Below are 21,258 nucleotides of genomic sequence, written 5' to 3'. Positions count from 1 at the left end.
CGCCAGGCCCCGCAGGGTGGGCAACGCTCCGCTTGCCCACCCCAGCCAGTCTCAGGCCTCCACCAGACTCCACTGCTTGGAAAGCCGCTTGTCCGACACCGGCAGCTTCGTCCCCAGCTGCTGGGCGAACAGCGACACCCGGTACTCCTCGAGCATCCAGCGGTACAGGACCAGGTTGGGGTCGCGCTTGCCTTCCTGGGCGTGCTTGGCGGCGCGCGCCTGGTACTGCTCCCAGAGGCCGGCGAGTTCGCCGCTCCAGACGCGGTCGCGCTGCAGCTGGCCGCCGACCTTGTCGAGACGCTGCTCGATGGCCTTCAGATAGCGGGGATACTCGCGCAGCCATTCGGCCGGGGTGTCGCGGACGAAGCCGGGCTGGATCAGCCGGGCGAGCTGGGCCTTGATGTCGTTGAGGGCGACGGCCTGGGCCAGGTCGATGCGGCCCTTGAAGCGTTTCTGCAGGTCGTGGCGCAGCTTGAGGATTTCCAGCACCAGCTTCGCCAGGCGCCCGGCCTGCTCGGCCCAGGCGCCGCGCTTGCGCTCGGCCAGCGCGGCCAGCGCGGCGCCGTCGCGGGGCAGTTGCGGCTCGCCGTCGAGGATGCAGGCGTCGAGGCTGGCCAGCAGGATCTCCTCGACCAGGGCATCCGGCTTGCCCATGTCGCGATACAGCAAACTGAGCTCGGTGAGGCCCGGCAGCTTGCCGCGCAGCTGCCTGGCCGGTTCGGCGAGCTGCTGCAGGAGCAGGCGCTGCAGGGCGCGGCGGTGCTGGAAGTCGGCCTCGGCCTGGGTGGAGAAGCGGTTTTCCTTCACCGTGCCGCCCTCTTCCAGCAGCGCCGGGAACACGGTCATGGACAGGCCGGCGATCTTCTGCTGGGTCTTTTCCGCCACCGGGGCGAAGGCCCTGGCCTCGACCGGAGCGGCCGCGGCCTTCTGCTGCGGAATGGCCAGGGCCGCCTGGCTGGCTTCGGCGAAACGGGCGGTCAGCTCGGCCAGGTCGCGGCCCTCGCCGAGGAACTTGCCGCGCGCATCGACCACCTCGAGGTTCATCTTCAGGTGGCTTTCGAGCTGGGCGGCGGCCTCCATCCAGGCCTCCTCGGGCACGCGGGCGCCGGTCATGCGCATAAGCTCGCGGCCCAGCGCCTCGGGCAATGCACCTTCGGCGAAGACCAGCTTGGCCAGCGCCGCCCGGACGAAATCCGGCACCGGCACGAAGTTCTTGCGGATCGCCTTGGGCAGGTTGCGCACCAGGGCCACGCACTTGGCCTCCAGCAGGCCCGGCACCAGCCAGTCGAGGCGTTCGGCCGGCAGTTGCGGCAACAGCGGCGCCGGCACGCGGACGGTCACCCCGTCGCGCGGGTGGCCGGGCTCGAAGTGATAGGTCAAGGGCAGTTGCAGCTCGCCGAGGCGCAGGCTGTCCGGGTACTGCGCGGCGGTGACCTCGCTGGCCTCGCGGGCCAGCACGTCCTCCTCGCGCATGATCAGCAGCTGCGGGTCCCTGGCGCTCTCGCGCTTGTACCAGCTGTCGAAGCTGGCGGTCTGGTAGATGTCCGCCGGCAGGCGCGCCTCGTAGTAGGCGAACAGGGTTTCCTCGTCGGCGAGGATGTCACGACGGCGCGCCTTGGCCTCCAGCTCGTCGAGCAGCTCGAGCAACTCGCGGTTGGCGGTCAGGCATCTGGCGCGGCTGGCGATCTCGCCACGCACCAGAGCCTCGCGGATGAACAGCTCGCGGGAAACCAGCGGGTCGACGGGGCCGTAGTGCACCGGGCGGCGGCCGACCACGATCAGCCCGTAGAGGGTGACCTGCTCGAAGGCGACGACCTGGCCGCGCTTCTTCTCCCAGTGCGGCTCCAGGTGGTTCTTCTTGACCAGATGACCGGCCAGCGGCTCGATCCACTCCGGGTCGATCTTCGCCACCATGCGGGCGAACAGCTTGGTGGTCTCGACCAGCTCGGCGGCCATCACCCAGACCGGCTTCTTGCGGCCAATCACGCTGGAAGGATGGATCCAGAAGCGCCGCTGGCGGGCGCCGAGGTAGTCGCCCTCCTCGGTCTTCTGGCCGATCTGGCTGAGCAGGCCGGAGAGGATCGCCTTGTGCACGGCGGCATAGTCGCGGGCGCGCTGTGCGGCTTCGCTGGCTTCGGCGGGCTTCTGCGCCTGGCCTGGTGGAAAATCGCTGCGCGAGTCTTCTACCCTACGACTTTCCGCCTTGGCGAAGGGCAGCTGCAGCTCGCGGCAGATCAGGGTGAGCTGGCGGTGGGCGTCGCGCCATTCGCGCAGGCGCAGGTAGTTCAGGAAATTCTTCCGGCACCAGGAACGCAGCGCGTTGGCGCCCAGCGCCTGGCGCTGTTCCTCGAAGCCGCGCCAGAGGTTGATCAGCGCGGCGAAGTCGGAGTCCGGGTCCTTCCACTGGGCGTGGGCCTGGTCGGCGGCCTGCTGGCGCTCCACCGGGCGTTCGCGCACGTCCTGTACCGACAGCGCGCTGGCGACGACCAGCACCTCCTCCAGACTGCCCTGCCGGGTGGCCTCCAGCAGCATGCGACCGAGGCGCGGGTCTACCGGCAGGCGGGCGAGCTGGCGACCGAGCGGGGTGAGCTGGCCCTCGCGGCTGACCGCGGACAGCTCCTGCAGCAGGTTGAAGCCGTCGCTGATCGCCTTGCCGTCCGGCGGCTCGATGAAGGGAAAGTCCTCGATGCTGCCCAGGCGCAGGTGGAGCATCTGCAGGATCACTGCGGCGAGGTTGGTGCGCAGGATCTCGGGATCGGTGAATTCCGGGCGGGCGAGGAAGTCCTCCTCGCTGTAGAGACGCACGCAGATGCCCGGCTCGACCCGCCCGCAGCGGCCCTTGCGCTGGTTGGCGCTGGCCTGGGAGACGGCCTCGATCGGCAGGCGCTGGACCTTGGCGCGGTAGCTGTAGCGGCTGATTCGCGCGGTGCCGCTGTCGATCACATAGCGGATGCCCGGCACGGTGAGCGAGGTTTCCGCGACGTTGGTCGCCAAGACGATCTTGCGCCCGGCCGCCGGGCGGAAGATCTTCTGCTGCTCGGCCGGGGTCAGCCGGGCGTAGAGCGGCAGGACTTCGGTGTGTTTCAGGTTGGCCTTGCGCAGCACCTCGGCGGCATCGCGGATCTCGCGCTCGCCGGGGAGGAACACCAGTACGTCGCCGGGGCGCTTGCCGACACTGCGCTCGTGGGCGGCGATCTCGTCGAGGGCGGCGAGGATGCCCTGGTCGACGGTCAGGTCGTCCTCGACCCGGTTGCCCTCCTCGTCCACTTCGGCGGCCAGCGGGCGGTACCAGGTGTCCACCGGGTAGGTGCGCCCGGACACTTCGACGATCGGCGCGTCATTGAAGTGCTTCGAAAAACGCTCCAGGTCGATGGTCGCCGAGGTGATGATGACCTTGAGGTCGGGCCGGCGCGGCAGCAGGGTCTTCAGGTAGCCGAGCAGGAAGTCGATGTTCAGGCTGCGCTCGTGGGCCTCGTCGACGATGAGGGTGTCGTAGCGCTCCAGATAGCGGTCGTGCTGGGTCTCGGCGAGCAGGATGCCGTCGGTCATCAGCTTGATCAGGCCGCGCTCGTTGGACTGGTCCTCGAAGCGCACCTGGTAGCCGACCAGTTCGCCCAAGGGCGAACCGATCTCCTCCGCCACGCGGGTGGCCACGCTGCGCGCGGCCAGGCGCCGCGGCTGGGTGTGGCCGATCAGCCCGTGCACGCCGCGGCCGATCTCCAGGCAGATCTTCGGCAACTGGGTGGTCTTGCCCGAGCCGGTCTCGCCGGCGATCACCAGCACCTGGTGCTTCTCCAGCGCCGCCTTGATCTCCTCGCGCTTGGCGGCGATGGGCAGATTGTCGTCGTAGCGCAGCGCCGGCACGCTGGCCCGCCGCGCCTCGACCTTGGCGCAGGAGGCCTGGAAACGCTCCAGCCACTGCGCCTGCCTGGCCTCATCCGGCTTCTTGCGCAGCTCGTGGACTTGGCGGCGCAGGCGGTGGCGGTCGGCGATCAGGGCGTGATCGAGGTTGTGCAGCAGCTGGTCGAAGGCGGGCGTTGCGTCGGTCATGGACAGCCGTGGGCGATTGCGGGAAAAGGCCGCGATTGTCGCAGATTTCGCCGGCGGGCCGTAGGCGTATGAGGTTCTGGCAGGAACGCCAGGGGTCTGCGCTCAGCGCGTGGCGCTGCGCTTGGCATCCCCCGACGCGTTGCTCCGGGCCAGCCAGACGTTGACGCTCTCGATGGTTTGCCCGGACAGCTTGCCGGCCCAGCGATTCAGGACCAGGAGATTGGTGATGAAGTCGTACTGGGCCTTCAACAGGTCGCGCCGCGCCTTGTACTCGTTCTGCACGTTGGTCAATACGTCGACTGCGTTCACGACGCCGAAGCGGAAACCCTTCTCGGCGGCCTCCGTGGATTTTCTTGCCGACTCGAGCGCATTGCGCGTGGCACGTATCCTGTCCACGCTGGACTGGGTGGTGAGGTAGGCACTGGTGGTTTCCTTGAGCAGCTGACGGCGCATCGCCTCGAGCTCCTGCTCGGCCGAAGTCCGGTCACTGTGCAATGCCCTGACCCGCGCGGAGGTGGAGCCGCCGCTGTAGATGGGTACCTGCACGGCAATGCCGGCCGTGTAGTTGTCATAGCGCGATGTCAGGCTGTTGTCGTAGCCGGCATCGCTGCGCAGTGCCGACAGGTTGAGGCTGAGGGAGGGATAATGCCCGCCCTTGCCTTCCCGGATCGCGGCATCGGCCGCCGCGAGAGCGTCCTCCTTGGCCTTGAGCCCCGGGTTGGCGGCAATGGCGCGCTCGATCCAGACCTCCAGGGTTTCCCGGGGCGCCTGGAGCTCGATGTCTTCCCGGATGCGACTGAGCCTTTCCTGCACGGGGCGCCCGATGACTTCGGCAAGCTCCTCGCGGCTGAGGCGTACCTGGTTGCGTGCCTCGACCTCATCGGCAGCCAGCGAATCGACACGCGCCCTGAGGTCGAGGACGTCGGTGACCACTGCCATCTGCCTTTCATACAGCGCATTGATACGGTCCAGATTCTTCTGGGTCGCACGACGCTCGGCCATGACCAGCTCGAGTTCGTCGTCCGAGGCCAGGGCAACGAAGTAGCGCTGCGCAAGATCGATGGCCGCCTCCGCCTGGGCCTCCTCGGCTTCGGAGTCGCCTTGTCGGGCAAGGCTCTTGAATTTCTGATAGCTCTCCCAGGCGGCCTTGTTGTAGAGGTGCTGGCTCAAGGTGAGGGAGTAGCGCTCCGTATCGTAGGAGGAGCGGTCCGCATCGTCGTCACGGGTGGCGCGGCTGAAGACCGTGCTTGCCGAGACTTGCGGCAACAGTTCGCCCAGCGCCTCGCGCTGCCGTTCCCTGCCGGACTGGGCACGTGCATGGGCGGCCAGCACACGCGGATCCTCGAGGCGCGCCTCCCGGTACAACTGCAGCAGATCGGTAGCGTATTCCGAGGCCCGGATGCCCTGCTTGCGTGGCGCAGGCGACAGGGCCGACGTCGAATCGGCCCGTGGGGTTTCAGCCTGTACCGACACGCTCAACAGCGCCAGAAACACGTAAGTCGCGCGGCGCACGGTCACTCCTCGATCAGCGATCTGGCGAACACATCGGTGGCCGGCTGGATCAGGTACTGCAGCATGGTGCGCTTGCCAGTGTTGATGTAGACCTCGGCCGGCATGCCCGGCTGCAGCTTGAGACCGCCCAGACGCCGCGCGCCCTCTTCGGTCAGGCCGATACGGGTCAGGTAATAGGGCATGCCGGTCTTTTCATCCACGAAACGGTCGGCGGAAACCTGGAGGACCGTGCCCTCGACCACCGGGGTCGTGCTGCTGTTGAAACCGCTGAAGCGAATATCGGCGGACTTGCCGGCCTCGACCCGGTCGATATCGCTGGGCGAAACCTGGGCCTCGATGACCAGGTCGGAAATGGACGGCACGATGTCCAGCAAGGGCGTGCCCGGACTGATCACGCCGCCGATGGTATGCACCGTCATGCCCAGGATCATGCCGTCCTCGGGGGCGCGGATCACCACGCGGCCCAGACGATCCTCAAGGGCGGATTTCTTTTCCTGCAAGTCGAAGACCTTGGTCTGCACCTCGGCCAGCTGGCCGACGACTTCGGCGTTGAAGTCCTTGTTGAGCTGCAGAATCTGCAGCTCGGTTTCATTGATCTGCAGATGGATCCTGGTGATTTCCGAGCGATGGTCGGCCACCTCGGCACGTATCTTGTCGAGATTGCGCTCCTGCTCCAGCAGGCGCTGCTTGTCGACGAAGCCTTCGGCAAGCAGCTCCCTCAGTTCGCCGATTTCCTTGGCGAAGGAGTTTTCCAGCCGGCCTTTGGTATGGATCATTCCCTTCAGGCCATTGATCTGCTCGTGCAACTGGCCGATGCGTTTCTCCAGCACCGCGACCTCCCCCAGACGGGAATTGCGGCGGGCCGTGAAGACCTGGGTTTCGCCATTGCGAGCCTCGCGGGCGCGCGGACTGTCCACTTCGAGCATGCTGGAGAAGTCGATGCTTTCCCGATCGTCGCGTTCGGCACGCAGCCGGGCCTCCATGGCCTGCGCCGCGATCAGCTGGCTGCGGGTCACCTCGCTTTCGGCGCGAATCTGGGTTTCGTCGAGAATGATCAGCGGATCGCCGACCTTGACCATATCGCCATCGCGCGCACGCAGTTCCTTGACGATCCCGCCTTCGAGGTGCTGCACGGTCTTGCGGTAGGTCTGTACGGTCACCACCCCCGGGGCCAGGGCCGCACTGTCCAGAGGTGCGACGGCGGCCCAGGTGCCGAAGATGCCGAAGGTGACGAAAACGATCAGAAAGCCCACGGCCCGCACAGCATGGTCGGAGGTCGGCAGATCGGACAGTGCGGGAGCCTCGCGGCCAATACTTGCATCGGTCATGTGCGTCTCCCTGCTCAAGCCTGGCTGGCCTGGACGCCATCGGGCACGGACTTGGCGGGCTGCCTGGCCGGATCGGCCTGCTGCTGGGCAGCGAGCTTGGCGAGTACCTTGTCGCGCGGACCGTACAGCGAGACGGCACCCTCATGCATCACCAGCAGAGAATCCAGCTGGGCCAGGATGCTGGTCCGGTGGGTAATGACGAAAATGGTCGCGCCGCTCGCCTTGACCTGCCGGAGGGCATTGGCCAGGGCGCGCTCGCCCACGTCGTCCAGATTGGAGTTCGGCTCGTCGAGGACCAGCAGGCGTGGCTGACCGTAGAGGGCGCGGGCGAGCCCGATGCGCTGGCGCTGACCGCCGGAGAGATTGACCCCCTCGCTGCCGATCACGGTGTCGTAGCCCTCCGGCAGCTGCAGGATCATCTCGTGCACGCCGGCCGCTCTGGCAGCCTGGATCACCTTGTCCGGCTCGACTTCGCCGAAGCGGGCAATGTTCTCGCTGATGCTGCCCTCGAAGAGCTCGATATCCTGGGGCAGATAGCCGATATGCGGCCCAAGCTCCCGCTTGTCCCAGTTGTTGATGTCGGCGCCGTCCAGGCGCACCACGCCATGCTGGGGAGCCCAGACACCGAGCAGCGCCCTGGCCAGGGTGGACTTGCCCGAGGCGCTCGGGCCGATGATGCCGACGACCGCGCCGGCCGGCACGACAAAGCCGATGTTCTTGAGAATCGGCGTCTTCGAGCCGGGCGCACTGACGATCAGGTTTTCCACCTGGACATGCCCCTCGGGCGCCGGTAGCGACATGCGCGCCGGTTCGGACTTCTGCCAATCGAGGATCTCGTTGAGACGGGCATACTGCGAGCGGGCGCTGACGAAACCCTTCCAGCCGCCGATCATCATGTCGATCGGCGCCAGCGCCCGCCCCAGGAGAAGAGAGCCGGCAATCATGGCCCCCGGATTGATTTCCTGTTGAATGGCCAGATAGGCGCCCGCGCCGAGAATCAGCGACTGGACAAGCATTCGGAAGGTTTTCGAGAGGGAGGTGATGAGGCCGCCCTTGTCGCTGGCGACCGACTGCAAGCGAAGAGCCTCTTTCTGGCGCACGCTCCAACGGGCCATGAGGTTGTGGAGCATACCCATGGACTGGATCACTTCGGCGTTGCGCAGGCTCTTGGTGGTATGGAGGCTGGTGGCGATATTCTGCCGGTTGGCCTCCGCCAGGGCCTTGCCGGTGAGCCGTTCATTCAACAGCGCCAGGCAAAGCAGCACGATCGCACTGGCAATCGCGATCCAGCCGTACCAGGGATGGAAGAAGAACATGACCCCGATATAGACCGGCAACCAGGGGGCATCGAAAAACGCGAAGAGGCCGCTTCCGGTCAGAAATTGACGCAGGCCGGTCAGGTCGCTGAGCGGCTGTGCGGAGGCATCCATTCCGCCACTGTCCAGCGCCCGCCTGAAACTCGCCCGATAGACATCGGGTCCCAGCAGCGCATCGAGCCTGCCGCTGATACGGACCATGAGGCGCGAGCGTGTCCACTCCAGCCCCCCCATGGCCAGCATGAGAGCACTCATGATCAGGGTGAGCATCAGCAGCGTGGTTGTGCTCCCGCTGGTCAGGACCCGGCCATAGACCTGGAGCATGTAAAAGGAGGGGACCAGCATCAGCGCATTGACGAAGAAACTGAAGAAGCCGACCGAAAGGAAGCTGCCTCTGCAGAGCTTGAGGGCAGCCTGCAGGCTGTTCTCACGTACATTGCGCATACTGCGTCGCCCGGGGGATGCCAAAACAAAGGCCGCACGTTATCACATACGATTCGAGCATCCCACGATGGCAGAACGCCGTGAGTCGGCCCCCGGCTTCTCCGCCGGAGCGTTCTGGACATCGCCCGAAACGGTGCGGCGGATGGAGAACAGGCTGAAGGATTTTCGCCTCGTCCAGCGCAAGCGGCTCGCCAGCGGACTGCCCCGCCTTACGGACGCCCCCCTGCGGACGGAAGGTCGCTCCTTGGCTGACGCTCGATCATCAATAAGCGTTCTTGTTGACGAACCCCTTGAACACCGTCAGGAAGATGATCTTCAGGTCCAGCCACAGCGACCAGTTGTCGATGTACCAGAGATCGAACTCCACCCGCTTCTGCATCTTCTCCAGGGTATCCGTCTCGCCGCGATAGCCACTGACCTGCGCCCAGCCGGTGATACCCGGCTTGACCTTGTGACGCTGCATGTAGGACTCGACCAGGTCCTTGTAGTACTCGTTGTGCGCCAGCGCATGGGGGCGCGGGCCGACGATGGACATGCGCCCCTGCAGCACGTTGAAGAACTGCGGCAGCTCGTCGAGGCTGGTACGGCGCAGGAAGGCGCCCAGCCGCGTGATACGGGCATCCTGGCGCGTGGCCTGGGTCACCTCACCACTCTCCTCCCGGTGCACCACCATCGAGCGGAACTTGTAGACCTTGAAGCGCTTGCCGTTGATGCCGGTGCGGTACTGCTTGAACAGCATCGGCCCCCGCGAGGTGAGCTTGACGGCCAGGCCGATCAGCACGCAAAGAGGCAGGATCAGCGCCATGATCGGGATGCCGACCAGCAGGTCCTCCAGTCGCTTGATCACCCGCGCCGGGCCGTCCATGGGGCTGCAGCTCAGGTCCAGGGTATAGAGGCCGGCGATATGGCTGATCTTGTGATTGAGCAGACGGATGTCGCCCCATTCGGGAATGAAGCGCACGGCCACCGTGTGGTGGCGCAACGCATAGAGAACCGAACGGACCGCGCCTCCCTCGCTCAAGGGCAGGCAGAGCCAGACTTCGTGCACCCCGAGCGACTTCACCTGGGAGGCCAGGGTGTCCAGCCAGTCCTCGTCATGACCCAGCGGCAGGCTGTAGGCCACCTTGTAACCGTACTCCCCTAGCGCCAGGGTATTGCTCAGCTGCCTCGCACAGCCGCCTCCCGCATCCACGAGTAGCACAGTTTTCAGATTCCTGCCGGAGCCCCGCAGGCGCCGCAGTAACAGGAAGACGGAAAGGCGCAACAACACGCACAAGGTCCAGCTGCCCAGCAGCATGCTGACGAACCAGATGCGCGAATAGTCTTCGGACACCTTAAGCAGGAAGGACAGCGAAAACAGGATGCCGACCCCTGCGAGCCAAGCGGCGGACAGCACACCGCACTGGCGGCGGAACGGCTGGCCGCGCTGGGACCCGTAGACGCCTCCCAGCCCCAGGCAGAACAGGATGACGATACCGCTCAGAAAGGTCGCCGTGTTGTAGCGCCCCGGCATGTCGAAATCGCCGAAACGGAAATAGTGGGCCAGAAAACCCGCACCGACGATGATCGACAGATCCAGCAGTGCCACGAACAGGGCGACCGGATAACGCTCGGCAAAGGTGGGCTGGTAATGGGGGATGGAAGGCATATCCTTACTGAAAACTCCAACGGGACGGGACGACGCGCTGCGCATACTAATCCCTTGATAATAAAAGTGTGAGTCGTCCCCCTCCCTACTATTTCCCCAGCTCCATCAGCACGGCCCGCAACTCATCCCGCCAGTCGCTCGGCGCAATGCCATGGGCTTCGCGCAGCTTGCTGCAATCCAGCACCGACCAGGCCGGCCGCCTGGCCGGAGTGGGATACTGCGCCGTGGCGATGGCATGCACTACGGGCAGCCGCGGCAACAATCCCAGCTCGTGCGCCTGCCTGAAGATCTCCTGGGCAAAGTCGTGCCAGGTGCAGGCCGGCGTGCCGCTGTAGTGATAGAGCCCCCAGTGCAACGAACCCTGCTCCCGGTATTGCCGGGCCAGCGACCAGAGTGCCCGGGCGATGCTCGCCGCCGAGGTCGGGCAGCCCCGCTGGTCGGCCACCACCGACAACTCCTCGCGCTCGCGCCCGAGCCGCAGCATAGTCTTCACAAAATTATTGCCGTGGGCGCCGAACACCCAGCTGGTGCGCAGGATCATGGGACGGGAGCAGCCTGCCAGCAGCGCCTGCTCCCCGGCCAGCTTGCTCGCCCCGTAGACCCCGGTCGGCCCGGTGGCGTCCTGCTCCCGGTAAGGCTCGCTGGCATCCCCGGCGAACACGTAGTCGGTGGAGATGTGCAGAAGCGGGATGCCCAGTCGCTCCGCCGCCGCGGCGAGATTGGCCACACCGTCGCGGTTCACCGCAAAGGCGCGCTCCGGCTCGCTCTCGGCCTTGTCCACTGTGGTATAGGCCGCGGCATTGACGATCAGTTGCGGCCGCACCTGCTCCACCATCGCCGCCATCCGGTCGGCATTGGCGATGTCCAGCTCCGCCGAGCCCATGCCTACTGCTTCGAAGCCTTCGGGCGCCAGGCGCATCAGTTCGTGGCCGACCTGGCCGCGGGCGCCGGTAATCAATACACGCATGTGAATCCCCCCTCAGCTCTTGCCCAGCAGCTCGCGCAACGTCGGATTGGCCTGATCCTTCGCCGAGAGCTGCGGCGCTTCCAGCGGCCAGGGAATGTTCACGTCCGGATCGTTCCAGATCAGTCCGCCCTCATCCGCTGGAAAATACAGCTCGGTGCACTTGTACTGGAAGTCCGCCACCTCGCTGAGCACGCAGAAGCCATGGGCGTAGCCCGGCGGAATCCACAGCTGGCGGTGGTTCTCGTCGTTCAGCTCGACGCCGACGAACCGGCCACAGGTCGGCGACTGCGGATTTATGTCCACCGCCACGTCATACACAGCGCCGCGGCCGACGCTGACCAGCTTGCCCTGCGGCCGGCTGCGCTGGAAATGCAACCCGCGCAGCACGCCACGCTGCGAGCGCGAATGGTTGTCCTGGACGAACGGTAGGTTGATACCGGCCTCGCGGTAACGCTCGACCTGGAAGGTTTCCAGGAAGAAGCCACGGTGATCGCCGAAAACCTTGGGCTCGATGATCAATACGCCGGGCAGTGCCGTTTCGATGACCTTCATTGCACAGCCTCCTGAGTCAGCAGGCGCTTGAGGTATTGACCATAGCCGGTCTTGCTCAGCGCATCGGCTTGACGGCGCAGTTGCTCGGCGGACAGCCAGCCCTGATTGAAGGCGATCTCTTCCAGGCAGGCAACCTTCAGTCCTTGGCGCGCCTCGATGGTCTGCACGAAATGGCTGGCCTCCATCAGCGAATCGTGGGTGCCGGTATCCAGCCAGGCGAAGCCGCGGCCGAGCAGGCTCACATGCAGATCGCCGCGCTGCAGGTAGGCATTGTTCACATCGGTGATCTCCAGCTCGCCACGGGCGGAAGGTTTCACCTGCCTGGCGATCTCCACCACGTCGTTGTCGTAGAAATACAGGCCGGTCACCGCGTAGCTGGATTTCGGCGCCTTGGGCTTCTCCTCGATGGAAACCGCCTTGCCCGCCGCATCGAACTCCACCACACCGAAACGCTCGGGATCGGAGACGTGGTAACCGAATACCGTGGCACCCTGCTCGCGGCTCGCTGCCTCGCGCAGCATGGCGCTGAAACCATAGCCGTAGAAAATGTTGTCGCCGAGGATCAGGCACACGCTGCTGTTACCGATGAACTCCTCGCCGATCAGGAAAGCCTGGGCCAGCCCGTCCGGAGAAGGCTGCTCGGCATAGCTCAACTGGATACCGAAGTCGGAACCGTCGCCCAGCAGCTTGCGGAAGTTGGGCAGATCGTCCGGCGTGGAAATCACCAAGATCTCGCGAATACCCGCCAGCATCAGCACCGACAGCGGGTAATAGATCATCGGCTTGTCGTAGATCGGCAGCAGCTGCTTGGAGACGCCGCGGGTGATGGGGTGTAGTCGGGTGCCGGAGCCGCCGGCGAGGATGATGCCTTTCATATTGAATCTCTTTTATTTGCGCTCAAGTGCAAAATGAGCATACTCCAAGAATAAACAGCAACTCAGCGAGCTAGCCCTGCTTAAATCAGCATATCTTAAATAATGACTGATACTTTATTATCCACCTCAGCCAGCCATAAATATGGCTGATTTAGGCTACGCCAATACAACTTTGAAAAAGTTAAAAAATCCTTTGAAAAAGACCTGCATCATTAACTTTAATTGCACCGCACGCTGATGGATTGTCAAGATCAATGCGAATCCCTTTGATACGCTCCATCATGACCCAGCGGGGTGATGCATCCATAGGAACAATTAATGCTCCGTCGTCTGCAGTAAACCGTACGCTAGCAGCCTCAAAAGGCCCCTCATGATTGTCACCCCACCAGAATATTTGAATCCTTGGCTCAGCGTTTCTATTCACACAAGCAAAATCTAGCTTTAGCAAACCCGCACTTCTTCCGGAAACAGTGAAGCCAGACATATCGAAGCTCAACGAAGGATCACTTCCTAAAACCTTATAAATACCGTTCTCATAGGTTAGTTGGCTTGTGGAGGCAATACTCAACTCAACAATAGGCTCCATCTTTTCTTTTAAAGAATTACTGGATCGCCCCCAAGAAACCGGAATCTTATTAAATTCCTTCTGCCCCACAGCCCTTTCAAATAGCGATATATGATACTCAGCCATTGCTTCTTGACTAAGCATTAGCTCAAAATTATTTGGGTAACCACCTTTTGCCGGATCTATAACATCACCATCCAACCATATGGCATTTCCTTCGCGCCAAACTTTTGCAACTCGGCGAATCTCGTCCCCACCTATACGAACCCTGTCACCTGCTACAATAACCTCGACAAGCGAAGGGTCATCAATAATAACAGCAGGCTCAAGGCGGTGAACGCCACTATCCCAGTTCACATCCGTTAGGTCTTTTACCCCAACGCTAACTTCTGATCGCCTCAAACTATTTTCTTGCGAAATGCTAGCTCCAAAGATAAATCCGCCCTCAAAACTTGGCGCGTAGTTATCTAACACAAATCGGTACAGATAAGGATTACGTAAAGCAAGACCACCACCATCATGAATGATATTATCCCCTTCCAGCAGCACCAAACGGGGCAATTCTTTCGAAAGTCTTTCTACTTCACGTTTTTGCTGCAACGGCGGCACCATATTATATGGCGCAGTCACAACCATCATAGGCTTCCGATTTAAATAAAAATATTGTGCATTCCTAGACGTTAAGTCCAGATAGCTTTCTTCATCAGCCAATTTTTTTCTCAGCAATAAACTTAATTTATTAAGACGCTCCCAATGCTCACTCTGAACATAAGCCTTACCAATGTTGGATAACCCTGCAGTGCCTCCATCTACTAGCGGACCTGTACTTACCTTAGCAGACATAGCTGAAAAAAAACTGGACAAGGACAGAGGCGTAACATTTAGAGCAGCAGTCATGCACACAAAAAATAGAACAAGCACTACTCTAGCCTGCACCCTAATTAACCACCACGCAGCAACTGGCAGCAAAACTGCCCACCCAAAAGCTGCGGTAATACCAGGTCTAGAGATGTCACCTGGGTCGACTCGTCCCATAGAATATGGAATTAGCAGAAAAATAAAGAGCAACACCACAAGTGCAGGAAAAACTTTACTCCAACTCCTATGGCTTGTATAAATAAACGTTAGACAAGCAACAGGAATCAAAACCCAAGACATCCGAATTGCTTCAAAAGCAAAGCCACTCCTTACTCCTCCTCCCCAACTCAGAGACCAAGGAACCCCATAAGAAACTTGATTAAGCGGACCATTTTCCAAAACATAACGGAGAGCGCCAAAAAACATGGAGCCCAGCGGAGTGGCCACCCCTAAAATAACGACTACACCTAGGGCTGCTCCAACTCTCTTCCAATCTCTCTCTTCGGAATTTCGCAAAAAACGCCAACCAAACCAAGCAGCCATAACCCCAGAAGCTACAACGAGCAGCAACCCTTGCGGAGGAACTCCCAATATAACGAAAGGAAATGTTAGCAGCCACGCACTTAGCCACCCTGAAGAGCTTCTTCTCAACCTTTGACTAAACCAAAAGCAAATAAAAGGCGTAAGAAAAAGCCAAGCCAGCCGCCCACCAACAAAGAATATTGATGCGAAAGCCAAGCCAAGGCTTCCGGAAAATAGGTATATTGACAGAAATGCAGCAAAGGCTAAAAATGCATAACTTAACCTTCCAACCTCAGGAATAACCCCAGCTGAATCATGATAAAAAATAGATGACAAAAACTGAGTTAAATCATCATCAATCAAACCATGTGCAGGCATATATCCAACATAAGGCACCACGCCCTGCTTATATGACCACCACCCTAACAAGCCCTCACCAAAATGGTAGTCATCTGGACTAATACTTGGTGCTAATGTATTCCCAATCTTCAACCCAACCAGAAGCGCAAAAAATGCAACCGGCGACAAACACTTTGATATATCCGTAGTGAGTGACGAGTATTTCCGATAACGGCTTATTACATCAAGCATACCCCATACAACAATTCCAAAAACTAACACTTTTAACCAGATCGTCGTTTCGTATCTTGTCACTACTCCGTCTGGCTGGAGAAGGCCTGCTGGATAAAGAACAAAAAATAAAGTCGGCAGACCAATCTGCCCCAACAAAGCAAGTTTTGGGAAAGCTTCGGAGATTTTCTCTGGGTAGCGGGCGGTATAAAAAGCTAAAGCAACCACTCCCAACCCAACAAAAAAATAAGCCGCCTCAATATATTTTGCAAGATCCAAACTACTAAACAATCCCAGCGGCAAACGCCCAAGGACAACGGCAAGCTCTATCGGTATAATACCAGCTAAAATAACAGCAAGCGCGCTCAACCCTAAAACATGCGGGCTAATATTTATTCCCTTTGACCAACAAAACACAGAAATAAATAAAACAAATAAAATCCCGATAGCAGAAATTACAAATATTCTCTCATCTAACACTCCCCCTAGAACCATACTTAAAATAGCAGCAAAAGATGGCAAGGACCACCATATCAGCTGATTAGACAGCTCACTTGAAAACCTCTCATCTTCTCCGAGCCTTTTTATTCCAATCGATATCAATAAAAACCCAAAAAACAGAGCAAATATAAAAACAGGCATCACAACAAGATCCTGCAGTTTTGTTTCAGCAGTCCAAGTAATACTCCCAACAACAAAATCCGGATAACTTGGCGCAACTTTCAACTTTAGGCAGGCTATAATAGCCAAAGCACCTAAAACACATGACGAAACGGCTGCGGCTATCTTCTCCGTTATCGAAAGCTGCTTAATCATAAAATCACTCACAACGAATTATTCCTTGGATTATATGAACCAAAGCACGCCAGCAATAGAACCTTAAGTACTGATAGGTTACCCTTCACGCTACTAATTTTGGTTGGCACTTCGCCTTTTGGATATCGCCGCACAGTCGGTAACTCGACACATTTCCAACCCAGTTTCGGCGCCCGATATGAAAGATAAGCAAGCAGCTCGTAAGTCATGAACACATCACGGAATGGCGCAACTCTTAGATCAAGCAACATTTTCCGACTGTAGGCACGAAAGCCCTGGGTCGTATCAGTCCATTTGAAGCCGGAAAACAGACTTAACATGGGGGCATGAATGAAACGAATGGCAAAGTCTCGAGACTTTGGCGTATTCTCCGCCACTCCTCCTGCGATGAAACGGGAGGCTTGCACGAAATCCACTCCCTGCTTCAGGGCATCAATAAAGCGGGGTATGGCCTCCGGATCATCCTTGTCATTGCCGTCAATAGTGACAATGCCCTCATAGCCTTGGTCGAGTGCAAAAGCGTAGGCACAGCGGAGCTGCGCACTCAGCTTACCCGGCCCTGTCTTGACCAGCAGTCCACGGACAGCATTCTGCTGCAGCGACTCCAGTGACAGCGAATCATCTGTGCTACCGCCATCGACAATGATGATATCGGCAATGTCCCCGATTTTCAGGGTGGCCATTCTGGCTAGCAGGCTCTTGATTCGTTCTCCTTCATTGATGACTGGAATCACAACACACCATTGGTTCAGCCGTCCAAGCCACAGAGGCGTATCGAAGGTGGGTACTTGCCAGCTGTCACGAACGTCAGAAGCAATATCAGAAGTAATCATTGTATATTCTTATCATTAGGCCACTCGGGCCGTAATTAGTACTACGCCGGCGATCACCAATACGATCCCTGCCCCCGTTGTCCAGTGGAAGGACTCCCGGAAAATCAGCACTGAAAACAGGGCAACAGTCGCCACGGCTCCGGCGGTCAGAACAGGATGCGCCACATTGAGAGGAAGTCGGGCCAAGGCGGCGGCATAGAGCAGGAAAGCAGCGCCATAAAGCCCGAGCCCCAACCAGAACGGCCAGTTGTTCAACGCGGCCATGGGGTCACTGAGGGAGGGAAACTTTCGCGGCGGCATCATGGCTATCTTGACCAGAACGCTCGCAGAAGCATTGGAGGCAATGCCAAGAATCAGGATGAACCATTTCATAGGCGGGCTCCAGCTCCATCACCGCGGTAATACCGAATTGCTACCTTAAGGGCTCGCTCAATCGATACCTCGTGTGGTTCTTTGTTGGTTGCCAGCATCTCGATGGAAACAACATGATCAGGCAAAAGCTGCCTCAGCACCGCGGACATTCGGCTGTGCTCGGCTCCCCCGTCCCCCAAAGGGAGCAGGTCAGGCTCACTGGCATGAATGTGTCCAATAAGCGATGAAGAGTCGCGCAACACGGCCTCTGGATCTTCTCCATTGATGCTGAGCGCGCCCGTGTCCAACTGCATCCCGATGAATGGGTGGGCGACCTCCCTCACCACTCGTGCAGTCTCGACACTGGTGGTCATGAAGTTGGCGCCATAGCAGGATGGGTTAGGTTCGAGGCAAATAAGCACGTTGTACGATTGGGCGATACTTCCAAGCCGTCGAAAAAAATCGACAGCGATATCCATGCTTTCCTCATCGCTCAACCCACTGCAATCTCGATTTTTCGGCGACCCGAAGACCAGACGCGTCGCTCCCAAACCGGCTCCGATACGGCACACGGCGGTGAGATGCTGCAGCATTGCCTCTTGGGCTTCGAGTGAACCAAAGACGTTCAAGCCAGTTGTGCCAAACAACAGTGCCTGCATACCGGTAATTTCGATACCACGCTCGGCCCACCAGTTCTTGACACGGAGAATGTCTTCGTCTGCCGCCTTGGCAGGCTCAGAGAAATACTTGCCAGGCGCGATATCAATCGCGTCGATGCCAAAGCGTTGAAGCAGCGTCACTATTGCTTCATCCTCGCTGGTATCCCAGGCAATATTTGAAATGGCCAGCCTCATGCCTTCGCTCCCGACTCGGACTTTATTATCACTGGCTCAGATTGTGCATAGGCCCTGATGGCCTGGATGGTTTCGCGCTTGCTGTATTGGTAATGCCCCGAGGCACCGAAAATGCCGGCATGACGGGTACGCATATTGTATGTAGCCGGTGGGGTGGCCAAGGTATGATCAAAGGGCTTTCCAAAACCTTGCTCGGAAATCTCCCTCACACTGATCGGCGCTGCCGTCAAGTGTACCAACCTCAAGCCAGCATTGAGTGAAGTTTGAATGTCATACCAGAGATTGACCATCGGATAAAACTGAAAAACACCACGACTATCGATCACATGTACATTGTTTTCATTGAGGAAGTCGAAAATCACATTCTTTCGTAAGCCCGGCCCAACCAGGCCGGGAAGGCGAACAATCAGATAGTTGGTAAAATGGCTTTCGACGAACTTCTCCAGCAGACGGCGATGCAAGCCATAAGCATGCAGTCCCGACTCGTCTACAGGTGCATCTTCATCAACGTCTACAGGGCTCTTGAATACATCGACCGTACTAACAAGGATGAAGGTTTTGCACTGGATGCTTCTCAGATGTGCAATCAGGCCTTCTATTTTTTGCCGATCCGCCTCAGGCTCCTGGTTGGCGATCCACTTTTGAGCGGGAGCACCAGCACAGACAACGGTATCGAACGTTTGGCCGTCAATACCATTGATAGTGGTTGAGCGATAAATCGACTCAAAATTCCCCTGTTTGAGAAGTGTACTTCCCACGAAGCCCGAGAACCCAATTAAAGCATTAGACATGTGTCGCTCCAGACTCATCCTGCCCTTGATTCGCTATAGCCTGAAACGGCTCCGCATCCAGTTTCTCAAGAACATCATAAATATTGTCAATTTTTCCGCCTAGCACTGAATAACATCCGGGCAATTCAGGATGCTTTTCAAACAGAATGGGCCTTCCATCATCGGCCTCATTCTTCATAAGAACGGTTTTTACCTCGAACAAGGAATCAATGTGCCTGGCACCAAGCACTGAGGGGATATACCGCCCAGTGTCCCTCAGCATACGGTCTACGCGGGTTACGCATTCGTATTGCTTGAGTTTCTGGTAAGGATCAATGCCTTGCCTATCACTCCAGTGCAGGTGTGGGGTGTAGCGGACGTGGGAGAGTGTATGCAGCCCACGTGCTGGAAATGGCATTATGGAAAAAAATGGACCATCCATCACCGTAATGCCTAGTTTCTGAAGTTCAGGCGGCATCTGCATAAGAGCCATTTCCGTGATCTCATGCTTGAGAGCTGTGTGTGTACCAGGAAAATCACCCTCGAACTGGTTTAGCCCGCTATAGGTACAGTTGAATACGTAGCGGCTGGAGATCAATTCCTTGCTACCTTCGCCGTGCTGCATGGCAACAGTTAGTGCCCCATTAGCCCTCTTTGATATACCGATGACGCGTGTGTCAAAACGGACTCGCACACCAGTCTCTTTGAGTTCGTGCTCAGCCCAGCTAGCTAGCTTTGTCGTATCGAACGAATACTCTTCGACCAGAAAAACGTCTTCGATCAATCGTGGTTCAAATAACGCTCTTAAAGCTGGCTCTGCAGGTTGAACCTTGGCTCCAATCTCCCGACAGAATCGCTCAAACTGCTTGGCTGTGACTTTTGAATTACGGCGTGCAATGGCATATAGCTTGGTGAAATCTTGCTTCACCGCATTCGGCCAGTCACGTACAAATCTGGGTAGATTCACTCGACTTCGATAAGCCGTCGTAAAGCTGCGTGGATAATGATAGCCGTTGTGTACACGAGCCTGATTGCTATAGGAGGCTCGCATAAGAAGAGCCGGCTCTCGCTCTACAAGAACGATACACTTGAAGCCACGCTGCCTGGCGAGATAAATGGCAATCGCGGCGCCGTAAAAACCACCTCCAACAATGACGGCCTCTTGATCCATCTCAGTGGCTGACATCAGGAAACTCGCTCGGCATCAGAACCAGGCATATACGTCGACTTAGACGCTACCGTCTCAATGTTTAGTTTCTCATGTCGGGTCATGCGGGCACTGGTAAATTCCTGCCCTATATGATAAAGCGGCCCCTCATTTGATAAGCTGGCCATATGCAGAATGTATTCGCCAAGGACAAGAAGAACGAGAGAAATCAAGAAGAACATACCGGACTGTTGCAAGGACAGGCTGATCCAGCCTGGCGCTATATCTGTCTTCAGAAGTCCGATGGCGAGGACGTAAACCGAATACACAAGGTTGGCAATAGCTCCAAACAGGGAGAGCGAGGTGACGAGACGCATAGGCGCACGCGTGGTTGACACCAGCAGTCGCATACCTCTGTCTATACTTTCGCTCAACCGCTTGGTATGGGAGGCTTTCGGAATTGCACTGTAGTTGAGATTAACACGAGCAAACCCCCCACTTGCGGGAAGATGGCGATAGGTGATCACCGGCTGAGGATGCTGGAGAATGAAATTGACTACCCGCTTGCTCAGAATGCGGTATTGCGGAGCCTCTGTAGCCAGATGAATACCATTGAACCATTTGTAGGCCCCATGAAAAATTGCATAAGCGCCTGTATAGGCGAAGCTCTGCTTAGGCTTCTGGCTATTGTTGGCAAAAACTACATCAGCACCGCTGACAGCCTTATCGAGCATATCAGGCAGAAAGGCTATGTCGTCTACCAGTGGGTCGATCACAGCGACAAAATCACCCAAGGCATTTTCCAGGCCAACCCATGATGCGGTATCAGCATTTACCTCTTTAGTCAGTGCAAACACCTGCAAATTAGGCTGCCCATTCTCTCCCGTCAATCTTTTCAGCACAGTAACACTGTCGTCATCCGACGCATTATCTACGATGATGAACTCATAATCGCTTACAAGCGAGGAAATATCGACGGCGGCCTCTGATAATATTTTTTCGATATGCTCAGCCTGGTTGCGCACAACAAACACAACTGAAAGAAAGACGGGAAAAAACGACATTGGAAGTCCTCTTAATTTCCATCAACAAGTTAATCTTACTGCGTCATAAACGTGGGTATCCCAAACCTCCGTACAGGCCCCGGCAATACTCAAGCATCAGGTATACACCCAAGTGATGACGCAGCGTCGTGATCGAGTCCGCCACGTGCCGCTGTGCGCGTTGGCCGACCGCGGGGGCGGTAATCCGCGGGAAGCGCAGGTACCGTGCAGCCCATG

15 protein-coding genes are annotated in these 21,258 nt (G+C 58.5%); all 15 read right to left on the bottom strand.

Annotated features, from left to right (window positions below; translation table 11 throughout):
• Nucleotides 1-51 precede the first annotated feature (51 nt).
• The 15 genes from hrpA to EV691_RS15065 all read right to left on the bottom strand — a co-directional run bounded on the left by hrpA (nucleotide 52) and on the right by EV691_RS15065 (nucleotide 21,042).
• On the bottom strand, nucleotides 52-4,050 hold the full coding sequence (gene hrpA, locus EV691_RS15135; RefSeq protein ID WP_131297677.1) for an ATP-dependent RNA helicase HrpA: 3,999 nt from the start codon (nucleotides 4,048-4,050) through the stop codon (nucleotides 52-54).
• Nucleotides 4,051-4,152: 102 nt separating this feature from the next.
• Nucleotides 4,153-5,568 carry a TolC family outer membrane protein gene (locus tag EV691_RS15130; RefSeq protein WP_131297676.1) on the bottom strand — a complete coding sequence of 472 codons (1,416 nt, stop codon included), beginning with the start codon at nucleotides 5,566-5,568 and terminating at the stop codon, nucleotides 4,153-4,155.
• Entirely contained in the window at nucleotides 5,565-6,890 is a 1,326-nt protein-coding gene (locus tag EV691_RS15125) for an HlyD family type I secretion periplasmic adaptor subunit (RefSeq protein ID WP_089167643.1), read from the bottom strand. Before EV691_RS15125 ends, EV691_RS15130 begins: the two co-directional genes overlap by 4 nt.
• Before the next feature lie 14 nt (nucleotides 6,891-6,904).
• Nucleotides 6,905-8,650 carry a type I secretion system permease/ATPase gene (locus EV691_RS15120; RefSeq protein WP_131297675.1) on the bottom strand — a complete coding sequence of 582 codons (1,746 nt, stop codon included), beginning with the start codon at nucleotides 8,648-8,650 and terminating at the stop codon, nucleotides 6,905-6,907.
• Between the two features lie 262 nt (nucleotides 8,651-8,912).
• Entirely contained in the window at nucleotides 8,913-10,298 is a 1,386-nt protein-coding gene (locus EV691_RS15115) for an undecaprenyl-phosphate glucose phosphotransferase (protein ID WP_089167641.1), read from the bottom strand.
• An 88-nt stretch (nucleotides 10,299-10,386) separates the two neighbouring features.
• Nucleotides 10,387-11,265, bottom strand: a complete 879-nt coding sequence (rfbD, locus tag EV691_RS15110; RefSeq protein ID WP_089167640.1) for a dTDP-4-dehydrorhamnose reductase — start codon at nucleotides 11,263-11,265, stop codon at nucleotides 10,387-10,389.
• A 12-nt stretch (nucleotides 11,266-11,277) separates the two neighbouring features.
• Nucleotides 11,278-11,817 (bottom strand): dTDP-4-dehydrorhamnose 3,5-epimerase, encoded by a 540-nt coding sequence (rfbC, locus tag EV691_RS15105; RefSeq protein WP_089167639.1) that lies wholly within the window; start codon nucleotides 11,815-11,817, stop codon nucleotides 11,278-11,280.
• Complete coding sequence (gene rfbA / locus EV691_RS15100; RefSeq protein WP_131297674.1) at nucleotides 11,814-12,692, bottom strand: glucose-1-phosphate thymidylyltransferase RfbA; 879 nt, start codon at nucleotides 12,690-12,692, stop codon at nucleotides 11,814-11,816. Before rfbA ends, rfbC begins: the two co-directional genes overlap by 4 nt.
• 181 nt (nucleotides 12,693-12,873) lie before the next feature.
• Complete coding sequence (locus EV691_RS15095; protein ID WP_131297673.1) at nucleotides 12,874-16,035, bottom strand: hypothetical protein; 3,162 nt, start codon at nucleotides 16,033-16,035, stop codon at nucleotides 12,874-12,876.
• Nucleotides 16,032-16,856: a glycosyltransferase family 2 protein gene (locus tag EV691_RS15090; protein ID WP_207390153.1), complete on the bottom strand. Its 825-nt coding sequence runs from the start codon at nucleotides 16,854-16,856 to the stop codon at nucleotides 16,032-16,034. Before EV691_RS15090 ends, EV691_RS15095 begins: the two co-directional genes overlap by 4 nt.
• Before the next feature lie 15 nt (nucleotides 16,857-16,871).
• On the bottom strand, nucleotides 16,872-17,228 hold the full coding sequence (locus EV691_RS15085; protein WP_131297672.1) for an EamA family transporter: 357 nt from the start codon (nucleotides 17,226-17,228) through the stop codon (nucleotides 16,872-16,874).
• The gene (locus EV691_RS15080) at nucleotides 17,225-18,061 is read right to left on the bottom strand and encodes a sugar phosphate isomerase/epimerase family protein (RefSeq protein ID WP_131297671.1); all 837 of its coding nucleotides are present in this window, start codon (nucleotides 18,059-18,061) and stop codon (nucleotides 17,225-17,227) included. The genes EV691_RS15085 and EV691_RS15080 overlap by 4 nt, the downstream gene beginning before the upstream one ends.
• Complete coding sequence (locus EV691_RS15075) at nucleotides 18,058-18,852, bottom strand: NAD-dependent epimerase/dehydratase family protein (RefSeq protein ID WP_131297670.1); 795 nt, start codon at nucleotides 18,850-18,852, stop codon at nucleotides 18,058-18,060. The genes EV691_RS15080 and EV691_RS15075 overlap by 4 nt, the downstream gene beginning before the upstream one ends.
• Complete coding sequence (locus EV691_RS15070; RefSeq protein WP_131297669.1) at nucleotides 18,845-20,017, bottom strand: NAD(P)/FAD-dependent oxidoreductase; 1,173 nt, start codon at nucleotides 20,015-20,017, stop codon at nucleotides 18,845-18,847. Before EV691_RS15070 ends, EV691_RS15075 begins: the two co-directional genes overlap by 8 nt.
• Nucleotides 20,017-21,042 carry a glycosyltransferase gene (locus EV691_RS15065; RefSeq protein ID WP_131297668.1) on the bottom strand — a complete coding sequence of 342 codons (1,026 nt, stop codon included), beginning with the start codon at nucleotides 21,040-21,042 and terminating at the stop codon, nucleotides 20,017-20,019. The genes EV691_RS15070 and EV691_RS15065 overlap by 1 nt, the downstream gene beginning before the upstream one ends.
• Between the last annotated feature and the right edge of the window lie 216 nt (nucleotides 21,043-21,258).

Source organism: Azotobacter chroococcum (assembly GCF_004339665.1).
GTDB classification, from domain to species: Bacteria; Pseudomonadota; Gammaproteobacteria; order Pseudomonadales; family Pseudomonadaceae; genus Azotobacter; species Azotobacter chroococcum.
Note: the sequence above shows the minus strand (reverse complement) of the source record. Positions and strands in the feature narration are given on the sequence as shown.